This window comes from Micrococcus porci (genome assembly GCF_020097155.1).
GTDB classification, from domain to species: domain Bacteria; phylum Actinomycetota; class Actinomycetes; order Actinomycetales; family Micrococcaceae; genus Micrococcus; species Micrococcus porci.
In genome coordinates, this window is record NZ_CP083691.1 from 172150 (window position 1) to 192975 (window position 20826).

General features: G+C 73.7%; 18 protein-coding genes. 11 read left to right on the forward strand and 7 right to left on the reverse strand.

What is annotated here, in order from left to right; translation table 11 throughout:
* Positions 1–109: 109 nt before the first annotated feature.
* The 7 genes from KW076_RS12560 to hutG all read left to right on the forward strand — a co-directional run bounded on the left by KW076_RS12560 (position 110) and on the right by hutG (position 6662).
* Complete coding sequence (locus KW076_RS12560; protein ID WP_286670224.1) at positions 110–994, forward strand: EamA family transporter; 885 nt, start codon at positions 110–112, stop codon at positions 992–994.
* A gap of 9 nt (positions 995–1003) precedes the next feature.
* Entirely contained in the window at positions 1004–1810 is an 807-nt protein-coding gene (locus KW076_RS00760; RefSeq protein WP_224355738.1) for a DUF1648 domain-containing protein, read from the forward strand.
* On the forward strand, positions 1807–2331 hold the full coding sequence (locus tag KW076_RS00765; protein ID WP_224356748.1) for a metallophosphoesterase family protein: 525 nt from the start codon (positions 1807–1809) through the stop codon (positions 2329–2331). Before KW076_RS00760 ends, KW076_RS00765 begins: the two co-directional genes overlap by 4 nt.
* A gap of 206 nt (positions 2332–2537) precedes the next feature.
* Entirely contained in the window at positions 2538–3470 is a 933-nt protein-coding gene (locus KW076_RS00770) for a hypothetical protein (RefSeq protein WP_224355739.1), read from the forward strand.
* A gap of 193 nt (positions 3471–3663) precedes the next feature.
* Positions 3664–5034, forward strand: a complete 1371-nt coding sequence (locus tag KW076_RS00775) for an O-acetylhomoserine aminocarboxypropyltransferase/cysteine synthase family protein (protein ID WP_017488439.1) — start codon at positions 3664–3666, stop codon at positions 5032–5034.
* 3 nt (positions 5035–5037) lie between these two features.
* Complete coding sequence (locus KW076_RS00780) at positions 5038–5553, forward strand: CoA-binding protein (RefSeq protein ID WP_002857647.1); 516 nt, start codon at positions 5038–5040, stop codon at positions 5551–5553.
* A 74-nt stretch (positions 5554–5627) separates the two neighbouring features.
* Positions 5628–6662, forward strand: coding sequence for a formimidoylglutamase (hutG, locus tag KW076_RS00785; protein WP_224355740.1), 1035 nt, complete (start codon positions 5628–5630; stop codon positions 6660–6662).
* Between the two features lie 37 nt (positions 6663–6699).
* Here hutG and KW076_RS00790 read toward each other — a convergent pair whose 3' ends face one another.
* Positions 6700–7377 (reverse strand): GntR family transcriptional regulator, encoded by a 678-nt coding sequence (locus KW076_RS00790; RefSeq protein ID WP_224355741.1) that lies wholly within the window; start codon positions 7375–7377, stop codon positions 6700–6702.
* A 102-nt stretch (positions 7378–7479) separates the two neighbouring features.
* Between KW076_RS00790 and KW076_RS00795 the strand changes: the two genes are divergently transcribed.
* Both KW076_RS00795 and KW076_RS00800 read left to right on the forward strand, forming a co-directional pair.
* Complete coding sequence (locus KW076_RS00795; RefSeq protein WP_224355742.1) at positions 7480–8142, forward strand: flavin reductase family protein; 663 nt, start codon at positions 7480–7482, stop codon at positions 8140–8142.
* Positions 8139–9449 carry an MFS transporter gene (locus KW076_RS00800; protein WP_224355743.1) on the forward strand — a complete coding sequence of 437 codons (1311 nt, stop codon included), beginning with the start codon at positions 8139–8141 and terminating at the stop codon, positions 9447–9449. Before KW076_RS00795 ends, KW076_RS00800 begins: the two co-directional genes overlap by 4 nt.
* Before the next feature lie 103 nt (positions 9450–9552).
* On the opposite strand, the gene hutH is transcribed toward KW076_RS00800, so the two are convergent.
* From hutH to hutU, 4 genes are all read right to left on the reverse strand, one after another.
* On the reverse strand, positions 9553–11157 hold the full coding sequence (gene hutH, locus KW076_RS00805) for a histidine ammonia-lyase (protein WP_224355744.1): 1605 nt from the start codon (positions 11155–11157) through the stop codon (positions 9553–9555).
* Between the two features lie 29 nt (positions 11158–11186).
* On the reverse strand, positions 11187–12392 hold the full coding sequence (gene hutI / locus KW076_RS00810) for an imidazolonepropionase (protein WP_224355745.1): 1206 nt from the start codon (positions 12390–12392) through the stop codon (positions 11187–11189).
* A gap of 31 nt (positions 12393–12423) precedes the next feature.
* Positions 12424–13803, reverse strand: coding sequence for a YjiH family protein (locus tag KW076_RS00815; protein ID WP_224355746.1), 1380 nt, complete (start codon positions 13801–13803; stop codon positions 12424–12426).
* Between the two features lie 98 nt (positions 13804–13901).
* Positions 13902–15599 (reverse strand): urocanate hydratase, encoded by a 1698-nt coding sequence (gene hutU / locus KW076_RS00820; RefSeq protein ID WP_224355747.1) that lies wholly within the window; start codon positions 15597–15599, stop codon positions 13902–13904.
* A 149-nt stretch (positions 15600–15748) separates the two neighbouring features.
* On the opposite strand from hutU, the gene KW076_RS00825 reads away from it, so the two are divergent.
* The gene (locus KW076_RS00825; RefSeq protein ID WP_224355748.1) at positions 15749–16429 is read left to right on the forward strand and encodes an IclR family transcriptional regulator; all 681 of its coding nucleotides are present in this window, start codon (positions 15749–15751) and stop codon (positions 16427–16429) included.
* A 288-nt stretch (positions 16430–16717) separates the two neighbouring features.
* Here KW076_RS00825 and KW076_RS00830 read toward each other — a convergent pair whose 3' ends face one another.
* Both KW076_RS00830 and KW076_RS00835 read right to left on the reverse strand, forming a co-directional pair.
* On the reverse strand, positions 16718–17245 hold the full coding sequence (locus KW076_RS00830; protein WP_224355749.1) for a hypothetical protein: 528 nt from the start codon (positions 17243–17245) through the stop codon (positions 16718–16720).
* 178 nt (positions 17246–17423) lie between these two features.
* Entirely contained in the window at positions 17424–18245 is an 822-nt protein-coding gene (locus KW076_RS00835; RefSeq protein ID WP_224355750.1) for a carbon-nitrogen hydrolase family protein, read from the reverse strand.
* Between the two features lie 196 nt (positions 18246–18441).
* On the opposite strand from KW076_RS00835, the gene KW076_RS00840 reads away from it, so the two are divergent.
* Positions 18442–20661, forward strand: a complete 2220-nt coding sequence (locus KW076_RS00840; protein WP_224355751.1) for a catalase — start codon at positions 18442–18444, stop codon at positions 20659–20661.
* The last annotated feature ends 165 nt before the right edge of the window (positions 20662–20826 follow it).

Sequence of the window (20826 nt, forward strand, 5' to 3'; positions counted from 1 at the left end):
AGGAGCAGCGCCGGGGCCGTGTGCCGGCCGCGGTCACATTCGGCGGGCCGGGCGCGGGGAGGGCGCCGGCCGGGGCCGGGGTGGCGCGGCGCGCCCCTAGGCTGAGCCCGTGCGCCTCGTCCTGCTCGTCCTGCTCTCGCTGCTGAGCCAGCAGCTCGGCGCGTCCGTGGCGGGCCTGCTGTTCGACGACGTCGGCGCGTCCGCCATGGTCGCCCTGCGCGTGGTGTTCTCCGCGGCCGTGCTGCTGCTCGTCACCCGGCCGAGCCGCGCCGCCCTCGCCGGCCTGGGCCCCCGGGGGTGGGCCGCCGTCGTCGGGCTGGGCGCGGCGATGACCGGGATGAACCTGGCCATCTACGAGGCGTTCGCGCGGATCCCGCAGGGCGTGGCCGTGACGTTCGAGGTGCTCGGGCCGCTGGCGCTGTCCGTGGCGGCGCGGCCGTCGTGGCGGTCGGCGGCGTGGGCGGCACTCGCTCTCGCCGGGATCGGGGTGCTCGGCCGGGAGGGGTTCAGCGCGGACGGCGGGATCGGCGGGGCGGGGCTGGACCCGGTGGGGGTGGCGCTCGCGCTGGCCGCGGCGGCGTGCTGGGCGGCGTACATCCTGCTCTCCCGGCGTGCGGGGACCCATCTGCCGGGGGTGCAGGGGCTGGCCCTGGCGACGGCGGCCGGGTCCCTCGTGGCACTGCCGGTCGGCGTCGCGACGGCGGGAGCGGCCCTGCTCTCTCCCGTGGTGCTGGGCGTGGGGCTGGCCGTGGCGCTGCTGTCCACGGCGGTGCCGTACGGAATCGACCTGCAGGTGCTGCGCCGCATGCCGACCGCCCTGTTCTCCCTGCTGACGTGCCTGTCGCCGATCGCGGCGGCGCTGACGGCGTGGGCCGTGCGCGGGCAGGAGCTCACCCCGCTGGACCTGGCGGGGATGCTGCTGGTCATCGCGGCGTGCGCGGCCGCCGTCTGGACGAGCCGGTCACCGGGTGTGGCGGGCGGGGGCCGAGGCTAGCCTGGGTCGATGCCCCACCCGCCCCGTCCCACCCCCGACGACGTCCCCGCCGCCGAGCGCGCCGCCCTGCGCCGTGGGCGCTGGATCCCCTGGCTGCCCTACCTGCTCACCGCGGCGGTCAGCGCCGGTCTGCTGGTGTGGGCCATCGTCGCACTCCCGGGCCTGCCGGACCGGGTCCCCGTCCACTGGGGCATCGACGGCCGGCCGGACGCGTGGGAGGAGAAGTCCTTCGGCACGGTGGCGTTCGGCCCGCTGTTGGGGCTCGGCATGACCGCGCTCCTGGCATTCTGCGCGGCGCTGACGCCCGCCATGACCGCCACCCCACAGGACGCCTCCCCCTGGCGCCGCGTCCGCCAGGAGGGCGTGAACCGGGGCGTGCGCGAAGCCCTGGGCTGGCTCACCCTGCTGATCGCCCTGGCCACGGCCCCGTCCACGGTGGAGGTCCTGTCCAACGGCGCCTGGCGTCCCGCGTGGTGGCTCATGCCGCTCGTCCTCACCCTCGTGATGCTCGGGACCGTCGGCGTCTTCGGCCCCGCCCTGCGCCGCTGGACCGGCTGGGCGGACCGCACCGCACAGGACCTCGGCTACCGCGCCGACTTCGCGGAGCTCGCCGAGGACGCGAAGTGGACGCCCCTGGGCCTGAAGAACGACCCCGAGGACCCCTCCGCCTTCCCTGCCAAGCGGGAGGGCTACGGCGTGGGGGCCACCGTCAACCTCGCCACCACCACAGGCCGCCTGCTCGTCTACGGCTTCGTCGCCCTGTTCGTGATCGGCCTGCCCGCCGCCCTCTGGATCGGGGCGTTCCTGAACCGATGACCACGCGCCTGCTCCTGATCGCCGACACCCACATCCCGCGGCGTGCCCGTGCCCTGCCCGCGCAGGTGCGGGCCGAGGTGGCGCGGGCCGACGTCGTGCTCCACGCCGGTGACTGGGTGGCCGAGGACGTGCTCGACGACCTCGACGCGCAGGCCGCCCGGCTGGTGGGCGTGTGGGGCAACAACGACGGGCCTCGGCTGCGGGCGCGGCTGCCCGAGGTGGCGCGCGTGGAGATCGGCGGGGTGCGGATCGCGATGGTCCACGAGACGGGCCCGGCGGCCGGCCGCGAGCGCCGCATGGCCGCGGCGTTCCCGGACGCGGACGTGCTGGTGTTCGGGCACAGCCACATCCCGTGGGACACCGTGGCCGGGCCGGAGACCGCGAACCCGGGCCTGCGGCTGCTCAACCCCGGCTCCTGCACGGACCGGCGGCGGCAGCCGGTGTGCACCCTCATGCGGGCCGTGGTGCGGGGCGGGCGGCTCGAGGACGTGGAGCTGGTGCCCGTGGACCGCACGCCGTGACCGACGGGCCGGCCGCTCCCCGCAACGCGGGTTGAGTTATCGCGGGTCCAGGCGGCTCGCACCCGTGATAACTCAACCCGCGTCGTGCCGGGGCCACCGTATCCGGCGGGCCGGCCGCTCCTGCACAGCCACCACGACGACGGCGGCCCTCCCCAGGGCGCATCGGTTCGGCTCGTCGCAGGGTCCGGGGGCGGCAGGCTCGCCCCATGACCGCGCGCACGCCCCTGCCGCCCGCCCTCGCCGCGGGCGCCTTCACGACGGCCGAGCTGCACGCCGCCGGCCTGCCGTGGCGCCGGACCCTCGCGGCAGACCTCGCCCGGATCTGCCGCGGCGTGCACACCGCGGGCGTCCCCGACCCGTGCGCCCCGGACGGCGCGGCCGCGCTGGCCCGCCTCACGGGCGGGGTGGTCTCCCACGTCTCTGCCGCCCTCTGGCACGGACTGCCGCTGCCGCCCCGCCTCGCGCGGCCGGCCGGGCTGCACCTGACCTTCGACCGGTCCGCGCGCACGCACCGGAGCGACCTGGGCGGCGTCGTCAGCCACCGGGTGCGGCTGCCCTCCGACCACGTGCTCGAGCTTCCCGACGGCCAGCGCGTCACGACGGCGGCGCGCACCTGGTTCGACCTCGCCGGGATGTTCCGCCCCCACGAGGTGGACTGGCTCATCGCGGCCGGCGACCACCTGGTGCGTCCGCCGTGGACGCCGACGGGCCGGGCGGATCCCGTGGCCACCGTGCCCGGGCTGTCGGAGGTGCTCGCCCGCTGCCGTGGCCGGCCGGGCGTCCGTCTCGCACGTGCCGCGCTGGCGGAGGTGCGCGTCGGGGCCGACTCCCCGCCCGAGACCTTCCTCCGGCTCGCGCTGATCCGGGCCGGGCTGCCGGAGCCGGAGCTGCAGGTCGCCGTCGACCCGGCCGACCCGGCCTCGCCTGTCGTGGACCTCGGGTACCGGGCGGCTCGCCTGGCCCTCCAGTACGACGGCGCCGGCCACCGCACGGCTCAGCAGCAGGCGAGGGACGCCCGTCGGGACGCGTACTGCCTCGAGCGGGAATGGACGACCCTGCGCTGCACCTGGGAGGACCAGCGCGCTGGGTTCGGGCGGATCGTGGGGCTGGTCCGGCGTCGGCTCGCCCGCACGCGCTGATCCGCCCCCGCCCGGCCAACGCGGGTTGAGTTGTCACGGGTCCAGGCCCGCGTAACCGGTGATAACTCAACCCGCGTTGCACGGCACCGGCCTGCGCCGCGTGACGCTCTGCGACGTGCCCACCCTGCCCCCGGCGCACCTCGCCCGGGACAATGGGACGGACTGTCCCGAAGCCTCCATCGAAAGGACCCCCGTGGCTGACCACGAGTTCGGCTTCCGCACCCAGGCGCTGCACGCGGGCGCCGTCCCGGACGCCGTCCACGGCTCCCGCGCGGTGCCGATCCACCAGACCAGCTCCTTCGTGTTCGAGTCCGCCGAGGACGCCGCGAACCTCTTCGCGCTGCAGAAGTACGGCAACATCTACTCGCGGATCGGCAACCCCACGGTCGCCGCGTTCGAGGAGCGGGTCGCCACGCTCGAGGGTGGGATCGGGGCCGTCGCGACGGCGTCCGGCATGGCCGCCGAGTTCGTCACCTTCGCGGCCCTCGCCGGAGCCGGCGACCACATCGTGGCGTCTTCGAAGCTCTACGGCGGCACGATCACCCAGCTGGACGTCTCCCTGCGCCGGTTCGGCGTCGAGACCACGTTCGTGGACTCCGCCGAGGCCGCGGACTTCGAGGCTGCCCTCCAGCCCAACACCAAGGCGGTCTACACGGAGATCGTCGCCAACCCCTCCGGTGACGTCGTGGACCTGCCCGGCCTGGCCGACGTCGCCCACCGGCACGGCGTGCCGCTCGTCGTGGATGCGACCCTCACCCCGCCCTACCTGATCCGGCCGATCGAGCACGGCGCGGACATCGTCATCCATTCGGCCACGAAGTTCCTCGGCGGGCAGGGCACCACACTCGGCGGCGTCGTGGTGGAGTCCGGCCGCTTCCCGTGGGACAACGGCAAGTTCCCGTCCATGACGGAGCCCGTGCCCTCGTACGGCGGCGTCTCCTGGTGGGGCAACTTCGGCGAGTACGGCTTCCTCACCAAGCTCCGCTCGGAGCAGCTGCGCGACTTCGGCCCGTCGCTGGCCCCGCAGTCGGCGTTCCAGCTGCTGCTCGGCGTCGAGACGCTGGCCCCGCGCATGGACGCCCACCTCGCCAACGCCCGCGCCGTCGCCACCTGGCTGGACGAGGACCCGCGCGTCTCCTGGGTCCGCTACGCGGGGCTGCCCGACCATCCGCACCACGCCCGCGCGCAGCAGCTGCTGCCCCGGGGCGTCGGCTCGGTGTTCAGCTTCGGCGTGGCCCCGGCGGCCACGGACACCGACGACGGCGCCTCCGGTCCGGAGGCCGGGCGCGCGACGGCGTCGCGCTTCATCTCCGCGCTGCAGCTGGCCTCCCACCTGGCCAACATCGGCGACGCGAAGACGCTGGTGCTGCACCCCGCCACGACGACCCATCAGCAGCTCACCGCCGAGCAGCTCGTGGCCGCGGGCATCCCGGCGGACCTGATCCGCATCTCGGTGGGCATCGAGGACCTCGAGGACATCCTCTGGGACCTGGACCAGGCCCTGACCGAGGCCACCGGACGCACCCGCGACGGCGCCGTCGTCCCCGCAGAGCAGGAGGCCTGAGCCATGAGCACCACCCACCCCGAGCGCACCTGGACCGGCCCGGGCGCCCCCGAGCGCCTCGCGATCCTGCGGCGCACCCGGTCGATCGCGATCGTCGGCGCCTCGGACAAGCCGGCCCGTGCGTCGTACTTCGTGGCCACGTACCTGCTGAGCTCGACCACGTACGACGTCTACTTCGTGAATCCCGTGCTCGCCGCGGCCGGCAAGGAGATCCTCGGCCACCGCGTGTACGCCTCGCTGGACGACCTGCCCGTCACCCCGGACCTCGTGGAGGTGTTCCGCAAGTCCTCCGACGCCCCCGAGGTGGTGGCGGACGCCGCCCGCGTGGGCGCCCGGACCGTGTGGCTGCAGCTGGGCATCTGGAACGAGGACGCCGCGCGTCAGGCCGAGGCCGCGGGCCTGGAGATCGTGATGGACCGCTGCGTGAAGATCGAGCACGCCCGCTTCCACGGCGGGCTCAACCTCGCCGGCTTCGTCACCGGCGTGATCAGCTCGCGGCGCCAGGAACTGGACCGCTAGGCGGGCGACGCCCCGTGTCGGGCGTCGTCCGGCCGTCGTTGCGCACCCGCCCGTCGATGGCGTGGAATGGGGCCATGACCGCCGACCGCGCCTCCGAGCTGCCCTCCGCCGCCCTCTCCCCCGCCTGGACGGGCCGCACCGACGGCGACGCCCCCGAGCACCTGCGCTGGCACCAGGTCGTCCGCTCCGCTGACGGCGGCGCGCCGGCTCAGACCGTCGACGCCGCCCCCGCCCGCTCGACGGCCCTCGTCGGCTTCGCCTCGGACGAGGGCGTGCGCCGGAACCACGGCCGCGTGGGCGCCGAGGACGGCCCGGACGCGCTGCGCGGCGCGCTCGCCTCGCTCGCGTACCTCGAGGGCACGGGCGCGCTCGTGGACGCGGGCGACGTGTCCGTGGACCGCGGCGACGACGACGCCCCGGGCGAGCTCGAGGCCGGCCAGGCCGAGCTGGCCACGGTGGTCAGCGGGCTGCTGAACGCCCACGACCTGGCCGTGGTGCTCGGCGGCGGACACGAGACCGCCTACGCCTCGATCACGGGCCTGACCGGCTCCACGCGCGTGGCTGCGGGCACCCGCGTGGGCATCCTCAACCTGGACGCGCACTTCGACCTGCGCGAGGCGCCGCGGCCCAGCTCCGGCACCCCGTTCCTGCAGGCGCTGCGCGACGCCGAGGAGGCGGAGCATCAGCTCTCCTACGCGGTGGTGGGCATCAGCGAGGCCAACAACACCCGCGCCCTGTTCGACACCGCGCGCGAACGCGGGGTCACGTGGGTGACCGACGAGCAGGCCCAGACCGCCGACGTCACCGGCGTGCGCCGCTGGGTGCGCTCGTTCATCGACGCCGTGGACGTGCTCTACCTGACGATCGACCTGGATGTGCTGCCGGCCGCCGTCGCCCCGGGGGTGAGCGCACCGGCGGGCTTCGGCGTGCCGTACGAGGTGATCCACGCGTGCACGCTGGAGGCCACCCAGTCCGGGAAGCTGGCCCTGGCCGACGTCGTGGAGCTCAACCCCGCCCTGGACGTGGACGGCCGCACGGCGAAGGCCGCGGCCCGGCTGATCCACACGATCGTCAGCCGTCACCGGACGGACGCGTCGCTGCTGGCCTGAGGCGGGCGGGGGTCCATGCAGGCGCGGGGGCCGCGCGTCAGCGTCCCGCCGCCCACGGGGCCGGGGGCTCGGCGCTGCCGTGGGCCGCGCGTCGGGCGGCGTAGTCCAGCGCCGAGCGTGCCAGGAAGTCGTGCAGGGCCAGCACCCCGGCCCGGGCTCCTGCCGAGTCCCTCCGGGTCACCGCCTCCAGCGCCGGGACGTAGAACGCCCGGCCGCGCTCGACCTCGTCGGGCAGACCCTTCGTGGTGGCGAGCCAGAACCGCCGGGAGAGCCCCTGGAGCGGGACCAGGGAATCGGCGAGATAGCGGTTGTTCGCGATCGTGCGCAGGAGTTCGTGCGAGCGCCCGACGGCGGCGACGTACGCCGGCAGGTCCTCCACCGTGCGCAGGTGCCGCACGTGGGCCGCGACGGCGGCCAGCTGCTCCTCGTCCGCCCGCGCGCAGGCCAGTCCCACGGCCAGCGCCTCGAGCGACCGCCGCACCTCCAGCCTCTCCAGCTGGTCGTCCACGGAGATCGGGGGCACCTGCAGGCCACGTCCCCCACCGACCAGGAGCCAGTGGTCTCGGATGAGGCGCTGCACCGCCTCGCGCAGGGGCGTGCGCCCCGTCTCAGCGGCGTCGATGAGGGCCGCCTCGCTGAGGATGGCTCCCGGTGGCAGCTCCCCGGTCTCGATCTTCTGCGTCAGGCGGGCGTAGGCCTCCTCCGACTTGTTCATGGGCCCAGCCTAGGCAGTCAGCTGCCCCCCTCCGCTTGATATATCCGGGATATGCGGCGTAGCGTGGCTCACACCCTGTTACCGGCATCACATGGAGGACTCATGAAGTACCGCCCGCAGCACGAGGCCAACCCCCTGCCCTTCTCCCCCTTCAAGAGCTCCACCGTGCCGCGGCCCATCGGCTGGCTGTCCTCCGTGAGCACGGACGGCCGGGAGAACATCGCCCCCTACAGCCAGTGGCAGAACCTCACCTTCGACCCGCCCATGGTGATGTTCTCCGCGAACCAGTACCCGGACGGACGCCGCAAGGACACCGTCCTCAACGCGGAGCAGACCGGCTGGTTCGTATGGAACATGGCCACCTACGACCTGCGCGAGGCCGTCAACGTCTCCGCCATGGCCCTGGAGCCGAGCGAGAGCGAGTGGGACCGCATCGCGGAGCACGGCGTCACCAAGGTCTACGCGGACAACCACCCCATCCCGATGGTCGCCGAGTCCCCCGTGCGCTTCGAGTGCCGCTACCACTCGACGCACCGCATCAAGGGCGACTCGAACGTGGGCACCATCGACGTGGTCTTCGCCCACGTCGACACCATCCACATCGACGACGACGTCATCACCGCCGACGGCCGCATCGACATCCCGCGCATCCAGCCGATCGCCCGCCTGGGCTACTTCGACTACACCGTGGTGCGGGAGACCTTCGAGATGCGGGTGCCCGGCGCCGACGGCGATGCCCAGGCCGGCCTCGAGGGACGGGCATGAGCACCGCGGCCACCGGCGCGGCCCGGCCCGCTCCCGTGCCCCGGACCCGCCCCCGGAGCCTGAAGGACATGCTGGCCGTGAACTTCGGCAACGCGCTGGAGTGGTACGACTGGAACGTCTACACGATCTTCGCCCCGGTCTTCGCGGCGCAGATCTTCCACGCGGACAACCCCACCTCCGAGCTGCTCGCCACCCTGGCCGTCTTCGCGGTGGGCTTCGTCGCCCGCCCCATCGGCGGCTACGTGTTCGGCGCCTACGCGGACCGGGTGGGCCGCAAGCGCAGCCTCTTCGCGGCGATGATGATCACCGCGCTCGGCAGCCTGATCATCGCCTTCACCCCCACCTACGGCATGGTGGGCGTCCTCGCCTCGGTGATCCTCGTCATCGCCCGCCTGCTGCAGGGCCTGGCGCACGGAGGCGAGATGGGCACCTCCGTGACCTACCTCGTGGAGCGGGCGCCGCAGGGCCGGCGCGGGCTGTTCGGGGCGACGTCGTGGGTGTCCGTGGTGGTGGGCACGATCCTGGCGACGCTCGTGGGCCTGACCATCAACACCCTGCTCACCCACGAGCAGGTGGCCTCCTGGGGCTGGCGGGTGGCGTTCGGCATCGGCGGCGTCCTCGGCCTCTACGCGTTGTACCTGCGACGGAGCCTGACGGAGTCGGAGCACTTCACGGCGGCACAGCAGGTGGTGCCCACCGCCGACGACGCTCCCCGCCGGGAGTCGGGTGCGGTGTGGCGCGGCCTGCTGACGATCTTCCTGGTCTCCGCGGGCGGCTCCCTGATGTTCTACACGTGGCTGATCTACCTGCCCACGCACGCGCAGGTGGCCCATCACATGGACAAGTCCACCACCCTCTCGGCCTCGCTCCTGGCCCAGGTGATCTTCCTGGCCGCCATCCTCGGGGCGGGCCTGCTGGGCGACCGGGTCGGCCGCCGTCCGCTGGTCATCGCCTTCGGCCTGCTCTTCGTGCTGCTGCCGTTCCCGCTGTTCGGCATGCTCGACGGCACCTTCGCCTCGTTCCTGCTCGTGCAGACCATCGCCCTGCTGGCCGTGGCGCTGCTGTTCGGCGTCAACGGCGCCGTCTGGTCCGAGGCGCTGCCCACGGCGGTGCGCGCCAAGGGCGTGGCCACCATGCTCTCGCTGGCCACCGCGATCTTCGGCGGCACGGCGCCGTACCTGATCACGTGGCTGACGGCGCAGGGGTGGACCAGCGCGTTCCCGATCTACCTCATGGTGGTCGGCGGCCTCACCGGGCTGACCGGCCTGGTCATGAAGGAGACGAAGGACGTGGACCTGGCGGCCTGAGCCAGCAGGGCCGCCCGCACACAGAGTGGTCACGACACGCCGTCTCGTGCAGACGCACGCGGCATGTCGTGACCACTCTGTGGCGTCTGACCGCTCGGCGGCGTCAGTGTCCCTCGGCCTCGGCGCCCGCGGACTCCTCGGCCAGGTCCTGCGGCTCGGCGTCGGCGGACGCGCCCGCGAGCGCCTCCGCCACGGCGGCCAGCACGGACCCGTCGCGCAGGGCCTGCTCGGCGGCGGCCAGCTGCGGGGCCATGTACTGGTCCGGGCCGGGGCCGGGGACGCCGGCCTCGCGGATCACGCGGACGGCGGCACCGGTCGCGGCGGAGGGCTGCAGCGGGGCGCGCAGCTCGATCGCGCGGGCGGCGGCCACGAGTTCGACGGCGAGCACGCGGCGGAAGTTCTCCACGGCCGAGCGCAGCTTGCGGGCGGCGTGCCAGCCCATGGAGACGTGGTCCTCCTGCATCGCGGAGGAGGGGATGGAGTCCACGGACGCGGGCACGGCCAGGCGCTTCATGTCCGAGACGAGCCCGGCCTGCGTGTACTGGGCGATCATCATGCCGGAGTCCACGCCCGGGTCGTCCACGAGGAACGCGGGCAGCCCGTGCGAGCGGGCCGGGTCCAGCATGCGGTCGGTGCGGCGCTCGGACATGCTGGCGACGTCGGCCACCGGGATGGCCAGGAAGTCCAGCACGTACGCCACGGGTGCCCCGTGGAAGTTGCCGTTCGAGCTCACCCGGCCGTCGTCGAGCACCACCGGGTTGTCCACGGTGGCGGCGAGCTCGCGCTCGGCCACGGTGCGCACGTACGCGAGGGTGTCGCGCAGGCCGCCGGCCACCTGCGGGGCGCAGCGCAGCGAGTAGGCGTCCTGCACGCGGGAGTCGCCCTCCTTGTGGCTGGCCACGATCGGCGAGCCCGCCAGGATCTTCAGCATCCGGTCGGCGGAGGCCGCCTGGCCCGGGTGGGGGCGCAGCGGCAGGTGCAGCTCCGGCACGAACACGCGGTCGGTGCCGAGCAGCGCCTCCACGGACATCGCGGCGGTGAGGTCCACGGTGTCGACGAGCTCGTCGAGGTCGGCCAGCGCCATGATGAGCATGCCGAGCATGCCCTCGGTGCCGTTGACGAGGGCCAGGCCCTCCTTCTCCCGCAGCTCGACCGGCTCGATCCCGGCCTCGGCGAGCGCCTCGCCGGCCGGACGCAGCGCGCCGTCCGCCCCGACGACGTCGCCCTCGCCCATCAGCGCGAGGGCCACGTGGGAGAGCGGGGCGAGGTCGCCGGAGCAGCCCAGGGAGCCGAACTCGCGCACGGCGGGGGTGATGCCCGCGTTGAGCATGGCCACGAAGGTCTCGACCACCACGGGGCGCACGCCCGTGCGTCCGGAGGCCAGCGTGGTGGCGCGCAGGAACATCAGCGCGCGGACGACCTCGCGCTCCACCACGGGGCCCATGCCGGCGGCGTGGGAGCGGATCAGCGACTTCTGCAGCTGCGCGCGGGACTCGAGCGGGATGTGCTTGTCCGCGAGCGCGCCGAAGCCGGTGGACACGCCGTAGGTGGGCGTCTCGGCCTCGGCCAGCGCCTCGACGTGGCGGCGCACCGCGCCGACGGTCTCGAGCACGTCGTCGGCGAGCACCACGCGGGCGTCGTGGCGGGCCACGGCGACGACGTCGTCCAGGGTGGCCCCGGACGTGCCGAGGGTGACGGTGGTGGTCATGGTGATGCGTTCTCCTTGATGTCGGTTGATCAGACGGCCCGGCGGCCGGCACGCCACACGGCGTGGGTCAGCGGCATGCCGGGGCGGTAGGCCAGGTGGATGGCGGCGGGGGCGTCGAGCACGTGCAGGTCGGCGCGCTTGCCGACCTCGAGGCTGCCGACGCGGTCCTGCGCCCGCAGGCCGATGGCCCCGCCGAGGGTGGCGGCGCGCACGGCCTCGGCGAGGGTCAGGTGCATCTGCAGCACGGCGGTGCCCACGTTGAAGTTCATGGACGTGGTGTAGCTGGTGCCCGGGTTGCAGTTCGAGGCCAGGGAGACCTCGATGCCGGCATCGAGCAGGCGACGCGCGGGCGCCAGCGGGGCGCGGGTGGACAGGTCACACGCGGGCAGGCAGCCGGCCACGGTGCCGGGCGTGCCGGTGGCCGAGGCGCGGTCCCAGCCGGACCACGTGCCGGCGAGGGCCTCCACGTCCGCGTCGGAGAGGTGGTTCACGTGGTCCACGGAGGCGGCGCCGAACTCGACCGCGAGCGCGACGCCCGGGCCCTGCTCGATCTGGTTGCCGTGCAGGCGCGCGCGCAGGCCCGCCGCCACTCCCGCGGCGAGCACGCGGCGGGTCTGCGCGGCGTCGAAGGCGCCCGTGTCGCAGAACACGTCCACCCAGCCCACGTGCTCCCGCACGGCCTCGAGCATCGGCCCGACGACGTCGTCGAGGTAGTCCTCCACGTCCCGGCCCGGGGGCACGAGGTGGGCGCCGAGGAAGGTCACCTCGTCCACGAGGCCCTCCTCGCGCAGCCCGGCCAGCAGGCGCGCGTGGCGCGCCTCCTCCTCCACGGTGAGCCCGTAGCCGGTCTTGGTCTCGAGGTACGTGGTGCCGCCGCGGACGGCGTCGGCCACGCGGCCGAGCACGAGCTCCCGGAGGCGCTCGTCCGAGGCGGCGCGGGTGGCCTCCATGGTCAGGCCGATCCCGCCGGCCGCGTAGGACTCACCCGCCATGCGGGCCTCGAACTCGGCGGAGCGGTCCCCGTCGAACACGAGATGCGTGTGGGAGTCCACCCAGCCGGGCAGCACGGCGCGGCCCGCGACGGAGACGCGCTCGTCCGCGGCCGGGGCCTGCGCGGCGGGGCCGATCCAGGCGACGTCCTCGTCGTCGAGGACGACGGCGGCGTCGCGCAGGACGCGGCCCTCCGGGTCCACCGTGGTGAGCTCGGCGATGTCCGTGATGAGCGTGCTGGCCATACGGCCTCCTTCGGGAATCGGGTCGTACGGGTCAGGAGGTGAGGGCGGCCACGAGGTGGCCGAGCGGGGTGGCCAGCAGGACGGTCAGGACGACGCGCTCGACCCAGATCACCACGAGGTGCCACAGCTTCACGGGGATGTCCGTGGCCAGGATGGCAGGGACCAGGGCCGAGAAGAAGATGATCGCGGACACGCAGACCACCCCGATCACGAAGCGGGCCACGAAGTCCTCATGTCCGGCCAGCATGGTGGCGGGGATGAACATCTCGGCGATCGAGGTGGCGGAGGCCGAGGCCATCAGTGCCGGATCGGAGAACCCCAGCGCCCAGAACACCGGCTGGAAGATCAGGCCGACCCACTCGAACACGGGCGTGTAGGTGGCCAGCACCAGGGCGATCAGGCCCACGGACATGATCGAGGGCAGGATCTGCAGGACCATGACGAGGCCGTCGCGGAAGTTCAGCCAGACGTTGCGGCCCAGGCTCGGCGCCTCGGCGAGGGTCTGCTCGGCGGCGCGGCGGGCGACGCGGAAGCGGTCCTGGGTGACGGCCTCTTCGGGGACGTGCACCGCGCCGGGGAACGGCTCGTCCGGGATGCGCGAGAGCGGGGGGATGCGCACGGTGATGGCCGTGACCACGAACGTCACCACGAGGGTGCCGAAGAAGTACCAGAGCCAGTGGTCCATGAGGTCCAGGGTCTTGGCCACGATCACCATGAACGTGGCGGAGACGGTGGAGAAGCCGACGGCGATGATGGCGGCTTCGCGCGCCGTGTAGCGTCCGCCGGTGTACATCCGGTTGGTGAGCAGCAGGCCCAGAGCGTAGGAGCCCACGAAGGAGGCGACGGCGTCGACGGCGGCACGACCGGGCACGCGCCAGATCGGGCGCATGGCCGGGCGCAGGTAGACCCCCACGAACTCCATGAGGCCGTAGCCGATGACGAGAGCGAGGAACACGCCGCCGATGGGCACGATCAGGCCGACGGGGATGACGAGCTTGTCCAGCAGGAACGGGCCGATGCCCTTGTCCAGCACCCAGGACGGCCCGAAGCCGAAGACGACCATGCAGGCGGTCAGCAGACCGACGACGCCGAGGAACGCGAACACGGTCGTGGTGACGCTCTGGCGCCAGCGGCCGGTGGCGAACGGGAAGACGGCGCCCGCGGCGATCAGGGCGAGAGCCACGTAGCGGTCCGCCGGGCCGAGGAGCCCGCGCACCCAGGTCACCAGGTGGTCCAGGGGGATGGAGCTCGCCCCGTTGATCGTGACGGGCACGAAGAACATGACGATGCCGATCAGGGAGTAGACCACCATGCGCCAGCGCGCCGGCGGGCGGGGCGAGTCGGCCTCGATCGCCGCCATGGCGGTGGTGTCGGTGTGCAGCTCGCCGTCGGCGGGGTGCGCGTGCGTCATCGGGAGGTCCTCTCGGCGAACGGCCCGGACGTCGTCGGGCGTCCGGGCCGCTGTGGGGTGGGGCCCACCGCGTGTCACCGCGGGGGCCGGTGTTCCGGTCAGTCGCGGACCGTGGGCTCCATCGGGATGCGGACGCCGCGCTCGGCGGCGACCTCGACGGCGCGGGAGTAGCCGGCGTCGACGTGGCGGATGACGCCCATGCCCGGGTCGTTGGTGAGCAGGGCGGTCAGCTTGGCCGCCGCCAGCTCGGTCCCGTCGGCGAGACCCACCTGACCGGCGTGGATGGAGCGGCCGATGCCGACGCCGCCGCCGTGGTGGATGGACACCCACGTGGCGCCGGAGGAGGTGGCGGTCAGCGCGTTGAGCAGCGGCCAGTCGGCGATCGCGTCGGAGCCGTCCAGCATGGACTCGGTCTCGCGGTACGGGGAGGCCACGGAGCCCGAGTCGAGGTGGTCGCGGCCGATCACAATCGGCGCCTTGACCTTGCCCTCGGCCACGAGCTGGTTGAAGAGCAGGCCGGCCTTGTGGCGCTCGCCGTAGCCCAGCCAGCAGATGCGGGCCGGCAGGCCCTCGAACTCCACGAACTCGGCGGCGCCGTCCAGCCAGCGGTGCAGGTGCTCGTTCTCGGGGAACAGCTCCTTCAGGGCCTCGTCGGTCACGCGGATGTCCTCCGGATCGCCGGAGAGCGCGGCCCAGCGGAACGGGCCGAGGCCCTCGCAGAACAGCGGGCGGATGTAGGCCGGGACGAAGCCCGGGAACTCGAACGCCCGGGAGTAGCCGGCCTTGCGGGCCTCGTCGCGGATGGAGTTGCCGTAGTCGAACACCTCGGCGCCGATGTCCTGGAAGCCGACCATGGCCTCGACCTGGCGGGCCATGGACTCCTGGGCCTTCTTGGTGAAGGTGTCCGGGTCGGCCTCGGCCTCGGCGTGCCAGTCCTTCTCCTCGATCTCGATCGGCAAGTAGGACAGCGGGTCGTGCGCGGAGGTCTGGTCGGTGACGATGTCGATCTCGACCTCGCCGGCCTTCTGCCGCTTCAGCAGCTCCGGGAACACCTCGGCGGCGTTGCCGACGAGCCCGACGGAGACGGCCTCGCCGTCGCGCTTGGCCTGCATCACGCGGGCGATCGCGGCGTCGATGTCCGTCTCCACCTCGTGGAGGTAGCGCTTGCCCATGCGGCGGCGCAGCCGCTCCTCGGAGACGTCGACGATCAGGCAGACGCCGCCGTTGAGGGTCACGGCCAGGGGCTGGGCGCCGCCCATGCCGCCGCAGCCGCCGGTGAGGGTCAGGGTGCCCTTCAGGGTGCCGTCGTACTTCTTGCGGCCGATCGCGGCGAAGGTCTCGTAGGTGCCCTGGAGGATGCCCTGGGTGGCGATGTAGATCCAGGAGCCGGCCGTCATCTGGCCGTACATCATCAGGCCCTCGGCCTCGAGCTCGCGGAAGGTCTTCCAGTCGGCCCAGTCGCCCACGAGGTTCGAGTTGGCGATCAGCACGCGGGGAGCCCACACGTTCGTGCGGAACACGCCGACCGGCTTGCCGGACTGCACCAGGAGGGTCTCGTCCTCCTCGAGGTCCTTGAGGGTCTCGACGATCGCGTCGAAGGCCTCCCAGGAGCGGGCGGCGCGGCCGGTGCCGCCGTAGACCACCAGGTCCTCGGGGCGCTCGGCGACCTCGGGGTCGAGGTTGTTCATGAGCATGCGCAGCGGCGCCTCGGTCTGCCAGGACTTGGCGTTGAGCTCGGTGCCGCGGGGGGCGCGGATCGTGCGGGACGGGTCGTGCTGGGTGAAGCCGGCGGCCATGGCCTGGTCCTCTCGACGGGGGGTGCTTGCGCCGCCGGACGGGGGTCCACGGCGTTTCATTCAGCGGCAGGTGCTTGCCGCTCATTGAAACAGTGACAGGGGTCACGTGCAACTCCGCCGCGGCGCGTCACCCCCGCTACGCTCGGCCCATGCCCACCACGCCCCCCGCCTCCACCCGCACCGTGGACCGCGCCCTGGCCCTGCTCGCCGCCGTCGTCGCCCAGCCGCGCCTGAGCCTGGCGGAGGCGGCCCGCGCCACCGACCTGCCCGCCTCGACCGCCCTGCGCCTGCTGCGCAGCCTCGAGACCGCCGGGTTCGTGGACCGCCAGGAGGAGGGCGAGTACCGCCCCGGGGCCCGCCTCATCCAGCTGGGTGCCCGGGCCTTCTCCCGCGAGCCCCTCGTCCGCCTCGCCCGCGCCCCCATGGACGGCGTGGCGGAGGCCACCGGAGAGTCCGTGTACCTGTCCCTGCGCAACGGCGCGCAGGAGGCCGTGTACATCGCGATCGTGGAGGGCACCCACTCCGTGCGCCACGCCAGCTGGGTGGGCCGCACCGTACCGCTGGAGGGCACCGCGGTGGGCGAGGTGTACCGCGGGGAGGTGCCCCCCGGCGGGTACGCCCACGGCGGGCACTCCGTGGAGCAGGACGTCACGGCGCTGTCCTCGCCCGTCGTCGTGGGAGGACGGGTCGTCGCGGCCCTCAGCGCGCTCGTGCCGGACTACCGCTGCACCGCGGAGCACGCCGACCGCTGCGGCCGGGCGCTCGCGGGCGCCACCACGCGGCTCGCCAGCGCCCTCGGCGAGGAGGCCCCGCCGGAGGACGCAGACTGACCCCGCGGGGTCGGGCGGAGGCCTCACCTCCGGACCGGGATTGCCAGGGGACTGCCAGGCTCCTCCCCCGGTTCCCCCAAGGAGGGTTCGTACGCTGAAGGCACCTCATCGAAGGTGCGAGCGATGCAGGTGCGAGTGATGACAGGCGAAGGGCCCCGGACGGCGAATCCGGGGCCCTTCCCACGTCTCGGGGACGGTTCGGCGCTCCGAGGCCATGCCAGGCCCCTACGACGACGCCGGGCCACCCCCTCCTCGGGGACGGCCCGGCGTCGTGCCGCGCGGGACGGCTCAGGACTTGGCGGAGGTGATCCCGGCCCAGACGCCGCCGATCAGGCCCGCGAGCGGGAGCATCCAGAACAGGTGGCCGCCCACGGACAGGGCGGCGGTGTTGGAGAACACGAAGATGACGCCGACGGCGGCGAGGAAGCCGCCGATGAGGCCGCCGATGGCGTAGCGCGCGGCGGAGCGGGCGGCGCCACCCATGAGCAGCACGATGCCGTAGCCGGCGGCGCCGGCGATGGCGCCGCCCACGAGCGCGAACATGAACGCCTCGAGCACGGCGACCCAGCCCACGCCGTCCTCACCCAGGACGCGGGGGCCGTCGGAGAGCAGGCCGGTGGCGGCGCGCCACAGCTCGAACGCCACGATCAGCACGGTGGCGACCACCAGGATGCGGTTGACGAAGCCCCAGCCGTCCACGGGACGGGCCGGTTCGACGGCCTCGGGGGCGACGACGGCGCGGCGCGCCGGGGCCTGCGGGGCGGCGGTGCCGCCGACGGTCTGGACGGCGTGCGCGCCATGGGCCTGGGTGTTCATCGGGTGCTCCCTCGGTTCCGCCCCCGACGGGGCGTGGTGCGATGCGGGACGCGGGGGTCCCGGCGTGATGGATCTGCCCCGATTCTAGGCACCCCGCCACAGGGGCGGCCAACGGTGACCGGCCAGGGGGCCGTGCGCGGCACCGTCGGCCGCGGACCCGGCCCCTCGGCGCGTCGGCTCAGCCCCCAGGCTCGACGTCGACCGGCGGGGTCAGCACGTCGGTCCGGCGGTTCGCCAGCACGGGCACGGTGCGGCGCACCTCCTCGACCCGCTCGGCGGTGACGTCCGCGCACAGCAGGGTCTCGGGGGCGGCGTCGTCGTCGGCCTCGGCGAGGGTGAGCGCGAGGGGGTCGATGATCGCGGAGTGCCCCACGGTGGCGGCGGAGGCGGTGTCCGCGGCGGCCACCCACACGGTGTTCTCCACGGCGCGGGCGCGCAACAGGGTCCGCCAGTGGTCCACCTTGTGCTCGCCGGCGAACCACGCGGCGGGGATCGCCAGCACCTGGGCCCCGGCGAGGGCGAGGGCGCGGGAGACCTCGGGGAAGCGGAGGTCGTAGCAGGTCTGCAGCCCCACGGTCAGCCCGCCGACCTCCACGGTGACGAGGCCGCGGTCCCCGGGGGTGATGAGCTCGGACTCGCGGTGCTCGAACGCGTCGTAGAGGTGGAGCTTGCGGTACGCGCCGGCGACGGCGCCGTCCGCGTCCACCGCCACGAGGGTGTTGTACGGGCGGTCCGTGGCGGAGGGCTCGTACCCGCCCGCGACGATCGCCAGCCCGTGCTGCCGCGCCAGCCGGGCCAGGCCCTCGGTGAACGGCTCCCAGGAGCCGGCGACGGCGTGCGCGAACTCGTCCTCGACCTCCCGGAACGTGAGCATCGCCTCCTCGGGGAGCACGAGGAGCCCGGCGCCCTCCGCGGCCGCGCGCGCGGCGAGCCGGCCCATGGCCTCGAGGTTGTCCTCCACGCGGCCCGTGGGCCCGAACTGTCCGACGGCGATCCTCATGCCCGCCAGCCTAGCGACGCCGTGCCCCCACCTCAGCGCGTCCGTCGAGGAACAGGGAGGACGTCACCCCTGGTCAGCACCGGTTCCACCCTCCACGCTGAAGACGGGCGCGACGTCGGCCCGCCCGCCGCCGTCGTCGTCCGACCGGATCCGCGCCCCTCGGCGCGGAGCAGCCGAGACCCAAGGAGTCACCGCCATGGCCGAGCAGCCGAAGATCCCGGGCACCCCGGGCCCGATCACCCCCGACCTCGAGGAGCACACCGCCCTCACCGACCCGGACCAGCCCGTGGCCGTCCCGGCCCCGGACCAGCGCGGTCCGGCACAGGTCTCCCCCACCGGCCAGGACACCGGCGCCGACCCCGCGACCGCCGCGCAGGGCTGCCCGTACCTGACCACCGCGCACGGCGTGCGCCTGCAGGACTCGGACCACTCGCTCAAGGCCGGCCGCCGCGGCCCCACCCTGCTGCAGGACCATCACCTGCGGGAGAAGCTCAGCCACTTCGACCACGAGCGCATCCCCGAGCGCGTGGTCCACGCCCGGGGCGCCGGTGCCCACGGCGTGTTCCGCGGCTACGGCACCGCCGCGAAGATCAGCCGGGCCGGGCTGTTCGCGAAGGACAAGGAGACGGAGGTGTTCGTCCGCTTCTCCACCGTGGCCGGCTCCCGCGGCTCCATGGATCTGGCCCGCGACACCCGCGGCTTCGCCACCAAGTTCTACACGGACGAGGGCACGTGGGACCTGGTGGGCAACAACATGCCCGTGTTCTTCGTGCAGGACGCCATCAAGTTCCCGGACGTGGTGCACTCGGTGAAGCCGCACCCGGATCGCGAGATCCCGCAGGCGCAGTCCGCGCACGACACGTTCTGGGACTTCGTCTCCCTGCACACCGAGGCGCAGCACCACACCATCTGGAACATGTCCGATCGGGGCATCCCGCGCTCCTTCCGGATGATGGAGGGCTTCGGCGTCCACACCTACCGCCTGATCGCGGCGGACGGCTCCACCGTGCTGGTCAAGTTCCACTGGAAGCCCAAGCTCGGTGTCCACTCGGTGACATGGGAGGAGGCGCTGATCACCAACGGCGCGGACCCGGACTACCACCGCCGTGACCTCGCCGACGCGATCGAGGCCGGCGCCTTCCCGGAGTGGGAGCTCGGCGTGCAGGTGTTCGAGGACAACGAGGAGCAGATGTTCGAGGGGATCGACCTGCTCGACCCCACGAAGCTGGTCCCGGAGGAGCTCGTCCCCGTGCAGACCCTCGGCCTCATGACGCTGAACGCCAACCCGTCCAACTACTTCGCGGAGACGGAGCAGGTGGCCTTCAATCCGGCCAACCTCGTGCCCGGCATCGACGTCACCAACGACCCGCTCCTGCAGGGCCGCCTGTTCTCCTACCTGGACACCCAGCTCACCCGCCTCGGTGGGCCGAACTGGACCCAGCTGCCCATCAACCGCCCGCACGCCCCGGTCAATGACATGCTGCGTGACGGCTTCCACCAGAGCGCCGTGCATCGCGGGGTGGCACCGTACCGGCCCAACTCGCTCGACGGCGGCCTGCCGTACGAGACTCCCGCGGACGACCACGCGCTCATTGAGCACCCGGAGCCGCTGCCGGCCTCGGTCAAGGAGCGCGCGCACGCCGCGTCCTTCGACGACCACTTCTCGCAGGCGCGCCTGTTCTTCCTCTCCCTCTCCGAGGTGGAGCGCGAGCACGTGGCGCAGGCGTACACGTTCGAGCTCGGCAAGTGCTACGAGGAGACGATCCGCGTGCGCCAGCTGCAGAACCTCGGCGCGATCGACCCGCGCCTGGCCCAGCAGGTGGCCGACGGGCTCGGCATGCCCGTGCCGGCGCCCGCCGACGCCCCTGCGGACGTCCAGCCTTCGGCGGCGCTGTCCCAGGTGGGCGGCACGTGGCCGCTCGACGGCCGTCAGGTGGGCCTCGTGGTGGGCCCGCAGGTGGACGAGAAGGAGCTCGGCGACGCCGTGCAGGGCATCCACGGCGCGGGCATGGTCCCGCTGGTCATCGCGCCGAAGGGCGGCCCCGTGGCCGGCGAGGTCGTGGCGCAGCGCGCCTACCTCACCGCCGCCTCGATCGAGCTGGACGCCGTCGTGGTGCTGGGCGCGACCCCGCCCGCCGGGGACGCCCAGCACGGCCTGGACGCCAAGGCCGCGGCGGACGCCCCGGACGCGGTGGACCCGCGCGTCGCCAAGCTGGTCCAGGAGGCCTGGCGCCATGCCAAGGCCATCGTGGCCGTCGGGGAGGGAACGTCCGTGCTGGACGAGCTCGGCCTGACCGGCACCCCGGGTGTGCTCACGGTGGACGCCGGCGCCGACGCCGTCGCCCAGTTGAAGGAGCTCATGCCCGCGCACCGCGTGTGGGAGCGCTTCCCGACCACGGGCCGCCTCGCCGACTGACCCCCACCCACCGCTTTCGTTCGGGAAACGGGGGCGTGTCGCAGCGCTGTCGTTGCCGAAACGGGCCCCGGCCCGGGAGTTCGCTCCCGAGCCGGGGCCCGTCGGCACCTTGACCCGGGGGGTACCGGGCCACAGACTCCTCTCAGCCCGTGCCCGCGGGCGGAG